The organism is Streptococcus fermentans, from assembly GCF_040888305.1.
GTDB classification, from domain to species: Bacteria; Bacillota; Bacilli; order Lactobacillales; family Streptococcaceae; genus Streptococcus; species Streptococcus fermentans.
The window spans coordinates 245,627-260,614 of record NZ_JBFNFG010000002.1; the positions used below are offsets into that span (position 1 = coordinate 245,627).

At 35.3% G+C, this 14,988-nt stretch carries 20 protein-coding genes and 1 pseudogene; 1 reads left to right on the top strand and 20 read right to left on the bottom strand.

Annotated elements, in window-relative coordinates; translation table 11 throughout:
* Positions 1-172 precede the first annotated feature (172 nt).
* From AB2B50_RS03540 to AB2B50_RS03580, 9 genes are read right to left on the bottom strand one after another with little or no spacing between them, the layout of a single operon-like run.
* Positions 173-1,189, bottom strand: a complete 1,017-nt coding sequence (locus tag AB2B50_RS03540) for a hypothetical protein (RefSeq protein WP_320692457.1) — start codon at positions 1,187-1,189, stop codon at positions 173-175.
* On the bottom strand, positions 1,182-1,649 hold the full coding sequence (locus tag AB2B50_RS03545; protein ID WP_320692458.1) for a hypothetical protein: 468 nt from the start codon (positions 1,647-1,649) through the stop codon (positions 1,182-1,184). Before AB2B50_RS03545 ends, AB2B50_RS03540 begins: the two co-directional genes overlap by 8 nt.
* A 43-nt stretch (positions 1,650-1,692) precedes the next feature.
* Entirely contained in the window at positions 1,693-2,487 is a 795-nt protein-coding gene (locus AB2B50_RS03550) for a DUF4261 domain-containing protein (protein ID WP_320692459.1), read from the bottom strand.
* Between the two features lie 48 nt (positions 2,488-2,535).
* Positions 2,536-3,033, bottom strand: a complete 498-nt coding sequence (locus AB2B50_RS03555) for a hypothetical protein (protein ID WP_320692460.1) — start codon at positions 3,031-3,033, stop codon at positions 2,536-2,538.
* 10 nt (positions 3,034-3,043) lie between these two features.
* Entirely contained in the window at positions 3,044-3,598 is a 555-nt protein-coding gene (locus tag AB2B50_RS03560; protein ID WP_320692461.1) for a hypothetical protein, read from the bottom strand.
* A gap of 18 nt (positions 3,599-3,616) precedes the next feature.
* A complete protein-coding gene (locus AB2B50_RS03565; protein WP_320692462.1) occupies positions 3,617-4,099 on the bottom strand; it encodes a hypothetical protein in 483 nt (160 codons plus the stop codon).
* A gap of 18 nt (positions 4,100-4,117) precedes the next feature.
* Positions 4,118-4,969, bottom strand: a complete 852-nt coding sequence (locus tag AB2B50_RS03570; protein ID WP_320692463.1) for a CbrC family protein — start codon at positions 4,967-4,969, stop codon at positions 4,118-4,120.
* A gap of 49 nt (positions 4,970-5,018) precedes the next feature.
* Positions 5,019-5,423, bottom strand: coding sequence for a hypothetical protein (locus tag AB2B50_RS03575; protein WP_320692464.1), 405 nt, complete (start codon positions 5,421-5,423; stop codon positions 5,019-5,021).
* A gap of 48 nt (positions 5,424-5,471) precedes the next feature.
* Positions 5,472-5,978: a YfbM family protein gene (locus AB2B50_RS03580; RefSeq protein ID WP_320692465.1), complete on the bottom strand. Its 507-nt coding sequence runs from the start codon at positions 5,976-5,978 to the stop codon at positions 5,472-5,474.
* Positions 5,979-6,212: 234 nt separating this feature from the next.
* Here AB2B50_RS03580 and AB2B50_RS03585 point away from each other — a divergent pair, with 234 nt between their 5' ends.
* Positions 6,213-7,232 carry a hypothetical protein gene (locus AB2B50_RS03585; protein WP_320692466.1) on the top strand — a complete coding sequence of 340 codons (1,020 nt, stop codon included), beginning with the start codon at positions 6,213-6,215 and terminating at the stop codon, positions 7,230-7,232.
* A gap of 33 nt (positions 7,233-7,265) precedes the next feature.
* Here AB2B50_RS03585 and AB2B50_RS03590 read toward each other — a convergent pair whose 3' ends face one another.
* The 11 genes and pseudogenes from AB2B50_RS03590 to AB2B50_RS03640 all read right to left on the bottom strand — a co-directional run bounded on the left by AB2B50_RS03590 (position 7,266) and on the right by AB2B50_RS03640 (position 14,967).
* Positions 7,266-8,072 carry a hypothetical protein gene (locus AB2B50_RS03590; protein ID WP_320692467.1) on the bottom strand — a complete coding sequence of 269 codons (807 nt, stop codon included), beginning with the start codon at positions 8,070-8,072 and terminating at the stop codon, positions 7,266-7,268.
* A gap of 48 nt (positions 8,073-8,120) precedes the next feature.
* Complete coding sequence (locus AB2B50_RS03595) at positions 8,121-8,432, bottom strand: hypothetical protein (RefSeq protein ID WP_320692468.1); 312 nt, start codon at positions 8,430-8,432, stop codon at positions 8,121-8,123.
* Between the two features lie 38 nt (positions 8,433-8,470).
* Positions 8,471-8,791, bottom strand: a complete 321-nt coding sequence (locus tag AB2B50_RS03600) for a hypothetical protein (RefSeq protein ID WP_320692469.1) — start codon at positions 8,789-8,791, stop codon at positions 8,471-8,473.
* A 93-nt stretch (positions 8,792-8,884) separates the two neighbouring features.
* Positions 8,885-9,769, bottom strand: coding sequence for a DUF4300 family protein (locus AB2B50_RS03605; protein WP_320692470.1), 885 nt, complete (start codon positions 9,767-9,769; stop codon positions 8,885-8,887).
* 177 nt (positions 9,770-9,946) lie between these two features.
* Positions 9,947-10,468 (bottom strand): RDD family protein, encoded by a 522-nt coding sequence (locus tag AB2B50_RS03610; protein ID WP_320692471.1) that lies wholly within the window; start codon positions 10,466-10,468, stop codon positions 9,947-9,949.
* Positions 10,469-10,509: 41 nt separating this feature from the next.
* A complete protein-coding gene (locus AB2B50_RS03615; RefSeq protein ID WP_320692472.1) occupies positions 10,510-11,391 on the bottom strand; it encodes a diacylglycerol/lipid kinase family protein in 882 nt (293 codons plus the stop codon).
* Positions 11,392-11,669: 278 nt separating this feature from the next.
* Positions 11,670-12,276 (bottom strand): annotated as a pseudogene (locus AB2B50_RS03620) (class I SAM-dependent methyltransferase).
* Positions 12,257-13,048: an alpha/beta hydrolase gene (locus AB2B50_RS03625; protein ID WP_320692473.1), complete on the bottom strand. Its 792-nt coding sequence runs from the start codon at positions 13,046-13,048 to the stop codon at positions 12,257-12,259. Before AB2B50_RS03625 ends, AB2B50_RS03620 begins: the two are co-directional and overlap by 20 nt.
* 90 nt (positions 13,049-13,138) lie before the next feature.
* Complete coding sequence (locus AB2B50_RS03630) at positions 13,139-14,110, bottom strand: DUF6892 domain-containing protein (RefSeq protein ID WP_320692474.1); 972 nt, start codon at positions 14,108-14,110, stop codon at positions 13,139-13,141.
* Positions 14,111-14,124: 14 nt separating this feature from the next.
* Complete coding sequence (locus tag AB2B50_RS03635) at positions 14,125-14,511, bottom strand: hypothetical protein (protein ID WP_320692475.1); 387 nt, start codon at positions 14,509-14,511, stop codon at positions 14,125-14,127.
* A 45-nt stretch (positions 14,512-14,556) separates the two neighbouring features.
* Positions 14,557-14,967, bottom strand: coding sequence for a hypothetical protein (locus tag AB2B50_RS03640; protein ID WP_320692476.1), 411 nt, complete (start codon positions 14,965-14,967; stop codon positions 14,557-14,559).
* Between the last annotated feature and the right edge of the window lie 21 nt (positions 14,968-14,988).

Consider the following 14,988-nt stretch of genomic DNA (forward strand, 5'->3'; position numbering starts at 1 on the left):
ACTTGTAAAGTATTTTTAGAACTTTTTTAAAATAATTTAATATTTAGTTCGTGTAATTTATTCAACCCAGAAATAGAAATCGTTTTAAATTTAAATCAAAAACAAAAAAAGGAACTAAATAAATTAATTCCTTTAGATAGGCAGAAGTAAATTCAACTATTCAAAATCGTATTTACTCATCACGCGCTACTTTGGCAGCTAGTTCAAAATCAGTCATCAAATAATTTTCATCTAGACGGATAAGACTATAATACTCATTCCAAAATAGAGAGTCACTGTTGCTAGCCCATTGTAATCCATACCACAATTGAGTGACATCACTTGTATGTGATGGGGGGATTGACCATAGATGCTTTTTGAAAGTTTCTTGAACAAGTGGAAGGTCCAGTCGACTAGTCAAGTCGAGTTCATCCAATTTCAAAGTGATAGAATGTTTCTTAGCAACTTCAATGCTATCCTTGTTAAATCGGACCTGAATAACCTTAGAATCTTCTAGAACCACGTCCTTATCTTCTGCCCCGTAAAAGGAAATACTCCCAAGAACTATGCCATCTTTTGCAAAGAGATAGGGAGCGTAGGGAACAGCATTGCTATCAAGTCTGAAGCCTTTTTCGATAGTGACTGATTTATCTCCTGAATACTTTTGAAAATTGCCATCTGTCAGGAGGTCTTCGTAGTCGCTAGCACCATCTCCCTGTCTTACATAGATATCAAATCCAGATTCCATCAGATCACTTACTTTGGTTTCTGCTAACGTAATTTTACTTTCATTAATTTGCAAAATTGGTGCTTGAGGTGGCAAACCAATCGTGAGATTAAACATGACTCCTACTAGAAAGACCATCAAGGTTATAAGGAGGGCAAGTAATGACTTTCCAGTCCTTTTTCTTGCATTGAAAAGGGCCATTAGAGCAGGTAGGAGGATCATTTTAGCTAAAATAGAATTCCCCACACCGCCTCTATTTAAGGTCTGAAAAGCAAAGATCCCTGCGATTGCAATCAGGGACAGGTAGACCAAAATCTCGCCTAGACCCAGTTTTTCTGTTCGAGTTTGTTGGTTTACAGGGGCTTCGTACAATGTCTGCCCATTCTCTTTCCTCTTTTTTAGAAAGAAATAAAAGCCCAGACCGAGTAGCAGATTAAAAATTGCAAAAGCAATTAAAGTACCTATAATCACCGTTCTACCCATGGCTCTCTACTCCTTTATGTTCTCTCTCAAATCTTATCTTTCTCTTTAGTGTCCAATTCCCAACTAATAAAACCATTAAGAAGAAGGGGCCGCCTTCTATCAGTACAATCGGTAAAGCCAGTAGAGCAATCATCAAAAAACTAGCTTTCTTTTGACGCCAACTACCGCCCCATTCTCCGTTTATCAGTTCACCTAAATAATCGATGTAGTCAGTAAACCAAGTCAATAAGGGATTTTGAAAATCATTGAGCCTTAGGTAAATGAACAAAGCAGAATTTTGAAAAACATAAAGAATTCCTAAGACTAGAATAATCTTTTGACTAGTTCGAGTAGCCTCTAGAACGATTTTTTCTCTCTTCTCTGGTTTTATTTCCTTGAGACTTGGATTCTTACAAGAGAGTTTTTCAAATCTATAGACCAGAAATCGGTAGAGATAATATTTTTTTATATCACGCTTCATAAAACCCCCAAACTAGGAAGGACACTCAATTATAAATCATGGTTTAAACATCTAATTTCAAGGAATTTCCTTCCAAATAGACCGCTTTTGACTCAGTGATTTTGATTTTTTGATCTTCTGAAAAGCCAATGGTTTCACCGTCCTTTAAGGTGACATCACTACCTAAAACATACTGAAGAATAGACAAGAGGAAATAATATAAGTCATCGTTATTCATAGGAGACTCGATAATTTCAATCTCAGTTTTTCCAAACTCTTTCAAACCATAAGTGTAAATACTAGTTTTATCTCCCTGGTTTATAATTCCCATATAAATCCAGAGTTGAAGGGGAAGCATTTCTTCTTTCAAAAGGTCAGCCAGGTCTAGATAAAGATCTTTGGGCAAGAGCAAGGTGGTAGAACCCTGATAAATACCAATAGCTGATTGACTAGTTTTTAGGATTGAGGCATTGACTTTAGTTAATAGGGAATAAGTTTCTACTGGCGAAAGATTGTCAGACAAAATAGAAACAATGGCGTGTTGAGTGTGCTCCTGTGTTTCCTTCTCAACATCCTGCCAGAGGTAAGAATAGGCATACAATTCTTCAAATTCTTGACTTGGGATAGGTAAATCCATTAAAGCCAGCGCAACTAGAGCACCATCAATCACAAAGGTTGCACTAGAATCATCCCCAGAAACTTCAGAAATTTCAAGCCCCCAATGAGATCTCAATTCCTGAACAACTTGGTCTAAAGAATAGGATTGATTGCCTTTGAAAAGAGGCATGGACAAGATCAGTTGTTTTTTCTTCTCTGACTTTTCTTTCTTACTAGCAAATAGATTTTTTAAAAAATTCATAAAACTCCTCTTTTTTCTTATACCAGTTGGGAAGCAAAGCTATCTTGGTCAAAGTGAGTCGAGATACCAAGTTTCCTCATCCTCAAAACCGTAGAATTTCTCATCAAGTAGCCAATTTCCATCCACCAATCTAAGGACAAACTGATGCTTCATTTCTAAAGCTTCTTGATAATGGGTGATGACTCTTGCTTCTTCAGCTTTTGCCATGATAAAATCTACAGAAAAATCATTCGTTTGAACATAGTTATACTCACTTGGGGAGCCATAAGAATTTCGAACTCCTCCTTCCAAGCATTTTTGAGTCACTCGTCCAGTTAGAAGTTGCATTTGCCTCTGAAAATAGTCATCCATAAGTTCATTCCACAAAGGGTGAAGCTGATTAGATGGGATGCCAAGGGCTTCTTTTTCCTTATCCAGTGCTCTGTTACGCTCAAAAATTTCCTCTTCTAACAAGGTTAAACTTTTGAGTAAATCAAGCAAGGGTGGGATAATTATTTCCACCATAGCTCGATAGTTTTCAGGGGTATTTTTATAGTTCACTCTCATGATTACTCTCTTAACTCTCCTGGATTAATTGCTTTACTTCTATGTCTGAAAGTTGTCCATCCATGTAGAGTTTCCTAAGTAAATCTTTATCTACGGTAATTTCATAATAGTCAGTCACAAACTCATGAAATTTCTCAAAGCTATCAAAAAGGTAAGAAAGCAACCATTCTCCACCATCCTGATCTTGGTAAGTCTGTTGATGCGCGTGACCATCATACCAGATAAAGAAAGTCGTTTCATCTTTTTGGTCTTCTGAATAAAGTGAGACATACTTTTCATCCAGTCCTTTATAAAAACTATCGATGATATCTTGATTCCACTCGTTAGCAGCAAACTGGCTTAAACTACTTTCATGATCAAAGCCTTTTATGAGGATCATTTTATCAGTCAAAATCACATCTAAAGAATCACCAGAGCCATTGTCAATAAGATATCGGAGTCCATAGTCTTCCTCAGTCTTAATCACGAGTCTGAGCCAATCCTCACTCGGATCTGTCAGATATTCGTCAATGACTAGCAAGGCATCTAAGCGAGTCTTTATCTTGTCCCAATCAATCTTTCTCATCTCTAAAAACCTTCCATCTTATTCTTGCAATTTATCAAGATCACAAGCCCTATAACGAGCTGTTAGATAGCCCGAAAAGCTAATCTGAGGGATATTCCACTCATTAGGCAAATAAATCGAACAATCTACCTGATCACCTAGAGGGGAACTTGCTGAGAAGACATATCTTCCCAAATCCTCATTATTAGGATTTCTTTCAACTTGACCCAATCTGCTAGTATTGAACCAGTCTTTAAACAGTAACCAGATTTGCTCGGCATCTTCATTAGATAAGGTGGTTTTCAAGTTGTAGCTGATTCCGACTCTAGATCTTTTTTTGAATCCTGACTCATCAGCCTTACAAACTTTTATCGATCCCTTATCATACTGCCAGTTATCACTATCTAATTGGGGAAATTGAACAGATAGATTGTCTTTAAATCCCTGCATAGTATCAAATAAATCTTTGGAGGCAGCTTCGAATAATTCTAGTTCTTCCATAGTCTTCTCTTTAATTTTCATTACTAATCACATTTCGATTTAATCTGCATCAACCCAGATCTGGTATTTTTGACAATGGAGACATCTAAACAAATAACCACAGATAGGCCCGTCTTTGAACAAGTAGTCTTCTACCTCTTGATATTCTTCACGCGCTTCATAGTCTGCCAAGACTTGCTCAGCGATTCCCATTGTCTTTAGTTCTTTAGTGCCTACTGTTCCTAAATAGGCACAGTAGTCTTGGCAACAAGATAACCAATGTTCTCCCTGCCAACTTATGTAGCCTGGAGTCTGGCAAAAAAGCAGCTGATTCTTTTCTGGATCCACTTCACCTTGCCACTCAGCATCTTGAATAAATTCCGCATCGAATTTCTTGGCTGCTAGCCCGTTTGCAATACAAAATGGACAGAGGTTTTCTATGTTGTCGATACAATAAGGGATCAAGTCATAATAAATAGTGCTTTCTTTCCCACAAGATGGACAAACCTTTGCTTCTCCCTCTACAAAAGCTCCTGTTGCTATAGGGTCTGGATGATAGATAAAATGTGGCAAAGACTGTAGTAGCTCCTGCCTATGCTTCTTCTCTTCTTTTTTTAGAGGACGAGGAAGGGCAAAACGATCGCCATGACTCTGACTCATTTCTTGTAAACGAGTCAGTTTCTTTAGCTGTTTTCGATTTGGTTTATCTATGATTTCGGTAAATAAGCGATAGGCACTAGTGTAGAGAGCCAATTGCTCATAGAGGTCCACTAAGACCTTCTTTGCTTCTAAATCATCAGTCATAGCTAATTCATCAGCCAAATCATAAAGGGCTACAACACATGAAGGCTTTCCATCTTGAGCATGGTATTCCCTTGTCAGGGTGATATATTCTTGTAAATATGGATTCATCTGGCTACCTTTTCTTTTATGGATGAGTTCTGATTAACAAATGGTACAGTTAATAAATTTCATACACAAGCTCTCTATCAGCTTGAAACTGTTTGTCGAATTTCACTAAAAGATAAAGGGATCCAGCTGGAGATTCACCCGCATCATAACCTAGAGCAAATTCGCCATAAGAACCACTTTTATCCAAGATTAACTCACTTAATTCCAATACTGAATCAGCAAGATCAGGTAGGTTATCATGAATAACTTTTTGAGCTTTTTTATCAAGATGATCCAAGTTTCTATATAAGCTAAACATCAAATCATCTGATAATAAGAGTAAATCTTGTTCACAGTAACCTGTAAAATGAATATTTATGTCTTTATTAAGATATTGCCCTAGAAAATAGATCCCCGAAACATGTTTTTCCCAGTTTATTCCTTCCCATAATGTCAATAAATCTTCTTTGTTCATTTATTATCTCAAGCAGTTTTATTCTTTTAGAAATGTTTAATAAACTTTCTAACAAATAGTGACGAGGACATTTCCATTGAGCTCTAAAATTTGCTTGTAAAACTTTTTCATATTTACAAAGCTGATTCGGATTTCATCCTTGATTTCTTCCTCTTCCTCAAGATAATCCCAAATATTAGGATACAAGTCAGCTTTTTTACAAGCTTCCATACTAAAGTCTTTCAAAGCCTTGTCCATATCAAATTCTTCTAAAGCTTGACTGATAGCCGCAATTCTCGATTTTTCAGTATAGGCGATATATTCAGATACATCCTCTAGAGGAGTCACCCCTAGGACTGCTTCCCTCAGAGGATCGTCGTCCATAAACTCAGAGCTACTAAAGCCAGTCATGACAAAGACTAAGACATCCCACATCTTATCGATATCTATTAAGATATCATGAGTATCAACGGAGTCCTCAGCAAAGTCTAACAAGTCATCTTCTTGATTGGAAAGAGCTTTTATTTGTTCTAATCCATTGTCTGGTAAATATTGATAATTGGCAATCATTCCCATGATTTTTCTCCTTTGAATCTTGTAGGATAATACTGATGTTTTTAGCTCTATTTCTATAGAAAATGCTATAATGGAGCTAAGAAATTGTTTTATTGAATGTTAATACTCAATGAAAATCAAAGAGCAAACTAGGAAGCGAGCCGCAGGTTGCTCAAAGCACTGCTTTGAGGTTGCAGATGGAAGCTGACGTGGTTTGAAGAGATTTTCGAAGAGTATAAATAGGAGGAAATAGTAATGTTCACTAGTATTGTTTTGGCGTTTTATGCTCTTTTCTTTCTATCCTTATCCTTTACTATTTATCTCTATATCAGACTTCTAGTTGCAGTCAGACAAGGGAAAGATGTCCCAAAATGGATCTATAAACTCGGCCATGCCATTCAAGGTAGAATTCACGTTGACTATGAAGAAATCACAGATGCCAATGCACTTAAAGAAATTCATTGGTTCTTTCTAATCTATCTAATCATAAATCTACTCCTATTGGCTGGCTTCTACTATCATAGCCATAGCTTTCCTCAAGCAATTTATGAATGTTTGAAAAAACAATTTTTCATCGTACTTGTTAGTATGGTTTTAAAAAGTATTGGCAAATTTATCGTATTAACTATAAGAAAAAACTTTCAAAACAGTCATGCCTATGCATCCACCAACGCTTTTATCGGAACAGCTTTTTTAACGAGTTATGTGTTTATGTTTTGCATGATGATGAGTGGTCTTCCTGCTCAACCTGTTCCAGTGAGCATTCAAGATACAACTGTCATTATCGGGGAGACCAAGGCTTCCGAGCTTTTGGATCAAGGATTTAGTTTCGATGATAAAAGTCCAGAGAGCCCCATCACCAATCCCAAAAACGACCACTTCTATTACGGTCAACTTCTTGAAGTCAAGCGAGATAATCAGTCCTATGGCTTTATGAGCCTTACTCCTACAGGAAGAGATACTGATCAACTCAAAAACTGTATCATTACCTACTATAGAACTCCCAAGGACGACCATCAACTGCAGGAAATTTCTATCAATCATGTCAATCTTGCAAATCTCAAGTTCCAAGATTTTCAAACACGAAAGTTAATCGATATCTTTCAACTAAATCCTGCTGATTATGAAGAAAGTAAAAATCCTAACAACTTCACCTTGACCATTCAAACAGCAGATTACGATCTCTGGAAAAGATACAGAATTGAAGTCAAGTTTAATACAGATGGTTCCCTAGATAGTTATGGTGTCAGAGCCCAACATAGCATGTGGGAATGATTCACCCCTTATTTTTCTCTTATCAGATAGACATTAGGCTGAAAAAATATCATCGACAAGTTTATAGGTTTCGATGAACCGAAGGCCAGAAGAGCTTTTATCTCTAGTGATTTCTTCATAAATATCTTCTAAATTTTGGGCAGGTGCCAGCATCCAAAGACTAAAAGGTCTAAGTTTCACCTGTCCAATTTTTTCAATATTTTCTAATAATTGCCCTAAATCTTTGTGATTGAACCAGCAATCTGTAACGAGAGCAAACTTCGTATTGTCCATCTTACAGGAGATATGACTGGTCAAAAAATCATCGATTGTGGGCTTTTTTGTTTGTAAGAGGCGAGTACAAGCTAGATGGTACTCAAGCTTTCTAGGACTCTGCTCAACCATAGATACAAAGACAAGACCATACTCATCTTCGAACTTAACAGCAAGGAGATCCCCTTCTTCAAAATAGGGTTTGCGTTTAGTTTTGTCTTTAGGGACTTTTAGAGGCCTAGGATTTTCAGTTTGCAACTGGATAGCAAGTTTTTCCAAGACTTTTTGCCTTTGCTTCAAAGCCTTTGGATCTATTTCCATCCAAAATGGATCAGCCCCTTTTCTGAGAAGCTCTAAGGTTTTATCTCTGATATCGTCTGTCAGGTGACCAATCTTCCACAGTGAATAGGCAAGAGCAGTCCAATAAATCTCTGTAAAAAAGTCAGTTTGACAGTAATCTTTCTCTGCATCGAGGATATCCTTGATAATATTGGACACATGTTCACCGTCTCTATAGCGACCAACTACCTCATTGTAAATGTCATACCCTTGATCACTGTCAATGATTTTAACGCCATCAATAGCCATTCTCAACTCCTAATGCTCAATCGATATCTTATTGATAAATCTCAAAAATTATTTAATCTTATGCTTGTTCATTTTCTCTTGGAAAATATCTGTAAGAATTTGTCGCAATTCTTGAGCTTTCTTTTCAGGAAGTTGGCCTTCTTGTTCAGCAACGGCATACAACTCTGGATACTCAAGTGAGATTCTCTTAACAGTACGTGTAATGGCATGTTTTCTAACAAAAAATGGAATCCGTTTAATCATATCTTGAGGGATTAAGGCGATAATCTTATCGGCTGTTTCCTTATCGTTCAGTTTAGAGAAAGTTAGTCCCTTTTTAATCATTTCTTGTTCTTTTTCTGTAAAATCTTTAATATCCATTATATCTCCTTATGACTACTTTATTTACTACTATTATACTATTTTTTTAATTGGTCGAATGAAAAATCTCTATAAATCACTTCTCTGCCAAGGACAGAATCTGTTGTAACAGGTAGTTTTTGCAGCAAATCTTGGATCTCAATATCATTGGGAAGAGGATTCAATTCTCCCAGACTATTTTCCTGAAGATGTGCTACAAAGATAAACTCTCCCTTTTCCCAATCCATAGCACAATCATTGATAACATCTACTGGCGACAGGTCCAGCAGTTCTTGCTCTTGCGCTATAAACGTTTCGTAGATCAGCTCAAAAATAGCTTCTTTATCAATTTTTACAACTCTTAATGTATGTTCATCCATGCTTGCTTTCCTCTAATCATATCAATTTAGCTATCATTCGATTGGTAACTTCTTATCCCACTCTTTAGGCAAATCATCCGAAAAATACTACTTTTAAAATTGAATCCACTTATCATTATCCATAATAAAGGGCTTCGCTAGACCTTCTCCTGTATAGTTTTCATATTTTGTAGATAAATATTTGTAGCAATCTTCCTTGGTTGCAAATTTGATAGCTTGATAAGGCTCCTCAAAGGTCAACTTTTCGACAAAAAGGTAGGCATCCTCACTTGGTACAAGAATTCCAACATGACCGATAAAGAGAGATTGACCATCCAAGTCATCATGGACCACTACGGAGAGCATTCTTGCATTTTCATTAAACTTGAATTGAGAAAGGAACTGTTCCATCTTAGCAGCATGCACCTTAACATCTGTCGTTGCTTCGGTCTTGACTCTTGAGAATAAAATATCAAAAGCATCCTTGTCTTCCGTACCAAAGACTTTTCCCTTATCAATGGCATCATTATCCACAAACAAGAGGGAATCATCTTTTTCTAACTTAGGAATTTCGATGGAATTTTTCAATAAACAATAACTGTTAATCCGACAGTTAGTGCCGACAAAGTCACCCTTTTTAGGTGTCCAAAGATTGCTTATCTTTTCAACATCATAGTCTGTTTTGGTAAATGTAGAAAAATCTCCAGTTAAGCCTACTGAGCCGACAGTCGCGTTGTAATCATTTACAAGGTTGAAAAATGCATCGACACTGTCTTTATCCAAATGCGCAGCCAAGGCTTTTCGAACTTCTTCTGCACTTTCTTTGCTATTAAGATTGCTATAGGTTCCTTTGTAGCTTTCTTTATCTGAGCTAGCCAACTTAGTAGTTGAACTGTTATGTTTTTCCATAGATTGGTTTTGGTTTGTACCACAAGCAACTAAAGTACAGATAGCTAAACCACAACAGCTTATTAATCTTATTTTTTTAGATACTTTCATAAAATGTTTCCTTTTTTACTAAGATTTTTCAAGTCGATTAGCTTCTCTTATATTATAGTTCATATTTATTTTAAGTCCAAGCATTTTACTAAATAAAGTAGATTTTAAATTATTAAAAAAGGAAGCTGGCACACAGCACGCTCCCTAATAAGTGAAATATCTATAAAATATTTTATTTTAGTCATCTTTTAGCTGTACCTGTGTATGAGCTATAAGATCACCTAGATGTCGCTTATCTTTCCTGAAAACCATCATTGCTAGTAGGGCAACTGCGAGGAGAGTAGCTAAAAACGAGAGGATAATAGATAATAAATCAAACTCACTATAGACACCATGTATCGTGCCCATATGACCTATTTGCCAAGGCAAAAATTTAATGGTGTTTCTAATCAAGCTAGATTGCACTGTTTTTTTCTTGTAAACCAATTGAAGTCCAGCTTTCGCCTTCCCAAAACTTCCATTTTTTGTATAATCTAAGGATGTAAAAAGTAGAGTGATTGGCAAAACAGAGGTAAAAAATGCAAGACACTGCGACTGAATTTCTGTAAATTCTGGGATACCATTAAAAAAAATAATGTAAAAAAGCATACAACCTAAAAACAGAAGCGCTAAATAAGCTAGTATGAAAAGATAATCAAATAGTAATTCAATCATTCTTTTTTTAAACGAAATAGAATTAATTGCTAAAATCTTCATCATCATCGCCTCCTTTATTATCTGCTATTCTTTTCAAATGTTTATTATTCTTTCGGTTGAGAATAGACTTGGATATGCTGACCTAGTACCTTAATTTCTACTGGTAAGTCATCAGATTTGTCGCCATCAACATCCGTTTCTAATTCAGAATCAGAAGAAATCTTTATATGACGAGCTTTTATGTACTCGATGTGATCATTTTCTACAACATCACCTTTTAATAAATCAGGGATAACTGACAATTTAGTAAGGATTGAGGCATCTTTTAAAATCAAAATATTAGCATAACCGTCCTTATCTTCATCAAAGATTTTTTTGTCAGCAAAATAATTTGTAAGAAGAACTAAAACATGACTGGCTGGACCAATATAATTTCCATTTTCTATCTCAACTCTAATATTAAATGCTTGATCTGTAACGACAGACTTCATGGTGTTAATCGCATAGGCTAGCATGCCAAATTTTGTTTTATCTTCTATCCCAACGTTATGAATGGCTTCTGGTAGTGAACCAATACTAAAGATATAACCAAAATAATTTCCATTTGATTTTCCGATATCAATCTTGTTTGTAGAACTAAAATCAAGCTCGCCAATAGCCCCGTCAATATCTTGATTGATTTCTAATAACTTTGTAATGAGATTTCCAGTTCCTCCAGGTATAATTGCTAGTTTTGGAATATAGTCTCTTTCAGCGATACCAGAGATTACTTCATTGACAGTCCCATCTCCACCGAATACGAGAACTGCCTCATAATGTTCTCTGGAAGCTTCTGTGGCGAAGTTGGTTGCGTCTTGCGCTTTTTGTGTAATTCTGGTATCGACTTGCTCGAAGTATTTTTTAGCCTTATTTTCTAGCTTATCCTTATAATCTAAAGCCTTTTCTCCACCAGAGGTTGGATTGATAATCAACATTATTTTTTGCATTCATTTTCTCCTCAATATCTATTTACACCTTTAGGCTATCAATATATCTTTTTTTGATATACTTTATTATATAATGAAATTTCTAAAAACAAAAATTGAACGTACTGAACTAAAATAGATACAATCATGAACTGTCTAAGAATTTTTCTATTAAAATTGGAAAAATAGAATTTGTGGAAAAAATTCTATCAAGTTACAAACTGAAGAAATCATCTCATTCACTCTTTCTTCATATACGACAGTTTTTATTTTACTTTAAAACAAAACCTATGCTTCTATTATTTTTTTAGCCACAAATGTTGTAAAAAACTAATATCTTTATAAGGTTTTAAATCACATACTGCAAGTTCAATCTTTGTCATTTCTTCTAACCAGTTTTCTTTGCTCTTAAATTCATTTGGTTGTAGACTGTAAAATGTTCGAATCCCCAAATAGTTTTCTAATTTAAGACCAGACAAAGCTAATAATTCCTCTATCGTGATTATGCTTGATAATTGAAATTAAGCCATCATTTTTTAAAATTCTTTTGAACTCCAGAAGATAGTCTTTTCGGTCATTAGGATCTATATATTCTAAAACATTATGGCAAAGGACAAGATCAAAGGATTTATCTGTAAAACGAACGAGTTGGGCAATACTTCCCCACAATTTTTCATAGGATGTGGAAGAGTTGGCATAGAGCATTTCCTCATTAGGTTCAACAGAAATAACTTGATTCTTGCGAGAAAGAAATTCACTGACCAAGCCAAATCCAGATCCAAAATCAAGAATTTTCTTACCTTCCAGGTGAGCAAGTTGGGCAAAGGTTATTTCATATTGTATCTTTCCCCAGGGTTGTTTTAACATATTTCTATAATGTTCAAGATCAGATTTTTTGCTTGTCATGTCTTACCTCATTGGAACTGATATTTTTCTTTAAAATCATTTCTTCTAATAATTTACAGTAAACTGCCGAATTTTCAGTGATCTTGTGACAGTGGTCATATCCTTGCCAAATATGAAATTTGGCATGAGGATACTTTTTGGGAAGAACTTTTTTAGCAGCTATCAAGTCGAATTCTTTTGATCCATAAAAGAAAACACAACTTTTTTGTTCCTCTGGCGTAAGATTAGGCAAAGCCACAAAGGCACAATCATGGGAAATATGTTTGATACTTTCTTCATCCATAGCAATGAAAGAATCCGCCATCATCTCTCCTTTTTCTCCATAAAGTGAAACCATCTTATGAACAGCTATATCTCTATTTCGCAAAGCTTTTCTATGCTTTATTAACAATAAATACCTAGTAAATACATCTAGCAAAGGCGCATTTGTCCATAAACTAACCCCTTCAAAAACAAGTTTCCCAAACCTGATATCCTTATGATTCAATAATTGCAGTAATACAACTCCACCCAAGGATGCACCAAAGCCTAAACGCATGTCTTTTATCTGATGATCTTTTAGATAATCGTAGATCATCTGGCTTTCCTTAAGAGCTGACTCGTAAGTATCCGAAGCTGATTGCCCATGCGCAGACAAATCCGGAATGATATATCTAAACTCTTGCCCCATCTGATCTGCAATGAGGGACTTCATTCCTTGAGCAGAAGATAACATAGGGTGGATTAACAATATCGTCTCTTTCTGATTAGAATTAAGATCAAGAATGTTCATTTACCGACACCAGATTTCTTTCCTTTTTTAGCCCTTATTCTTAAAGAACTTATCCCATCCATTTATGATTTATCCAGATAAATGCGACAATTATAATACCTTCACTTGAACCCCTTGCATGTCGAATATTTCTTTGACATGTTCAAAATTACTGCTTATGATAGTCGCTTGCTTCAGATTTGGAAACTGTTGCAGTTCTTTAAGACTAACTTCATTTAGGTCAAAACAATCATCTTCTCCATCCCACTGAGGAATCAGATTCATATAAATTTCATTTCCTCCATCCATATAGATTTCTTGGACTTGTTCAGCATATTTCTTAGGTATAGGAAGATTTATCATATAATCAAGTGCTGGCTGAATAATCTCCATACTTTCTGTGTCGATGTTCAACTCACTGGCTTCCTCTGCAAAATCAAAAATATTAAAAATAGGTTTCAAAACCTCTAAATCATACATTAAAACCTGGATAATGGCTAGTTTAAAATTTATATTGTCAAAGTGAAGCACTTCTCCATCAGTTGTTTTTAACTTGTAACTTTCCCGTTCACGTTTTATCTCTGGAAAGTAGGAAATAGAAAGTGTGTCTGTGATTGTCTCTGTAATTCCATTAAAATTAGTTCCATAAGGAGTCCATAAAATAAGGTTAAAATCCCCTACTCTATGCCTATCAGAAAAGAAATAAGGAGATTTTCCATCTGATAATACCATAGCTTGACATGGTTGCTTTGGCAATTCTTTCTCTCCAGTCATAGATTTTACAATATCGCCATAGTAAAGGAAAACAGTAGAAATCAAATGTTCCTCATCAATGTATGTTTTAGATTTTTTTAAATGATTTTTAATCGAGAAAGAATGTTCAAATACAATACCAATATTGTCATAAATGTATTTAATAAACTTATTATCTCTTTTGACAACCTGGTCAGGCTTCCCCAATACAGCTTCAATATCTTTCAAGGACAAAGGAAAAGCTAAGCTGGTTCCGTTAATAATCATTGAATTGTTTTGAAGATTGATTTCAAGTTTTTTTTGTGTTTTTTTCTTAAAAAAATGAAACATATTACTACCTTTTCTTAAGTTTCTTCCAGATAAATCTTGACCGCTTTGTATTCCTGCTCTTTAGCGTAGGCAAATACTTCTGAATTTCTAATGTAGTCAAAAATATTTTCCTTTAAATCTTCATCCCAGGTCGATTCACTAAAGATTTGATTGTCTTGACTAGCTTCATAGAAAATATCAAGGTGAACTTGATAAAACTCTTCATCTTCATTTGGAGCTTGCCTTACTAATGAAAATTGAAACAAGGGTTTATCAGATATACTGGTAAATGTCCCTACTTCAAACAAAATCATTTCATCATCAATAGGATCACGACACAAGTCTTCAAAGATAGCTACCATATCCTCCAAGGACATTCTATCAGTGATTCTTTCTTTTAAAAATTTAAGTGATTGTTTCATGCTTCTCCTCTTTCTACATGTTTACCATCAGAAACTGACTAAAAATTAAAAGTAACCTATAACTCTAATAATCTCTATAAAGTAGTATATACCTATTGCGATAGCTATCATAATTGCTAGAACAACTAAACCAATGATAATCCTTGCCCAGATATGCCTTTGTGCCTGTTCAATGACAAAAGCACTAAGAGACGCGAACGATAATCCAAAAGCTAGAAAGATAGATATGGCCCAAACAAACGGAATAACTGTCATCCAAGGGTAGGGAAATGGTTGTCCGACTGGATGATTTTCTAAAATAAAATAAGTAATAATCGCAACTAGATACAAAAAAATATTCACGATATATAAATACTTAAAAACCTGACGTCTATGAAAGAATACCATCAATCCTAAGACGAAAATCATGATAAGGGGGATGAAAAGACGCCCCCAAATATAACTGTCATTAAACATAGCTAACTCCTATATCTTATG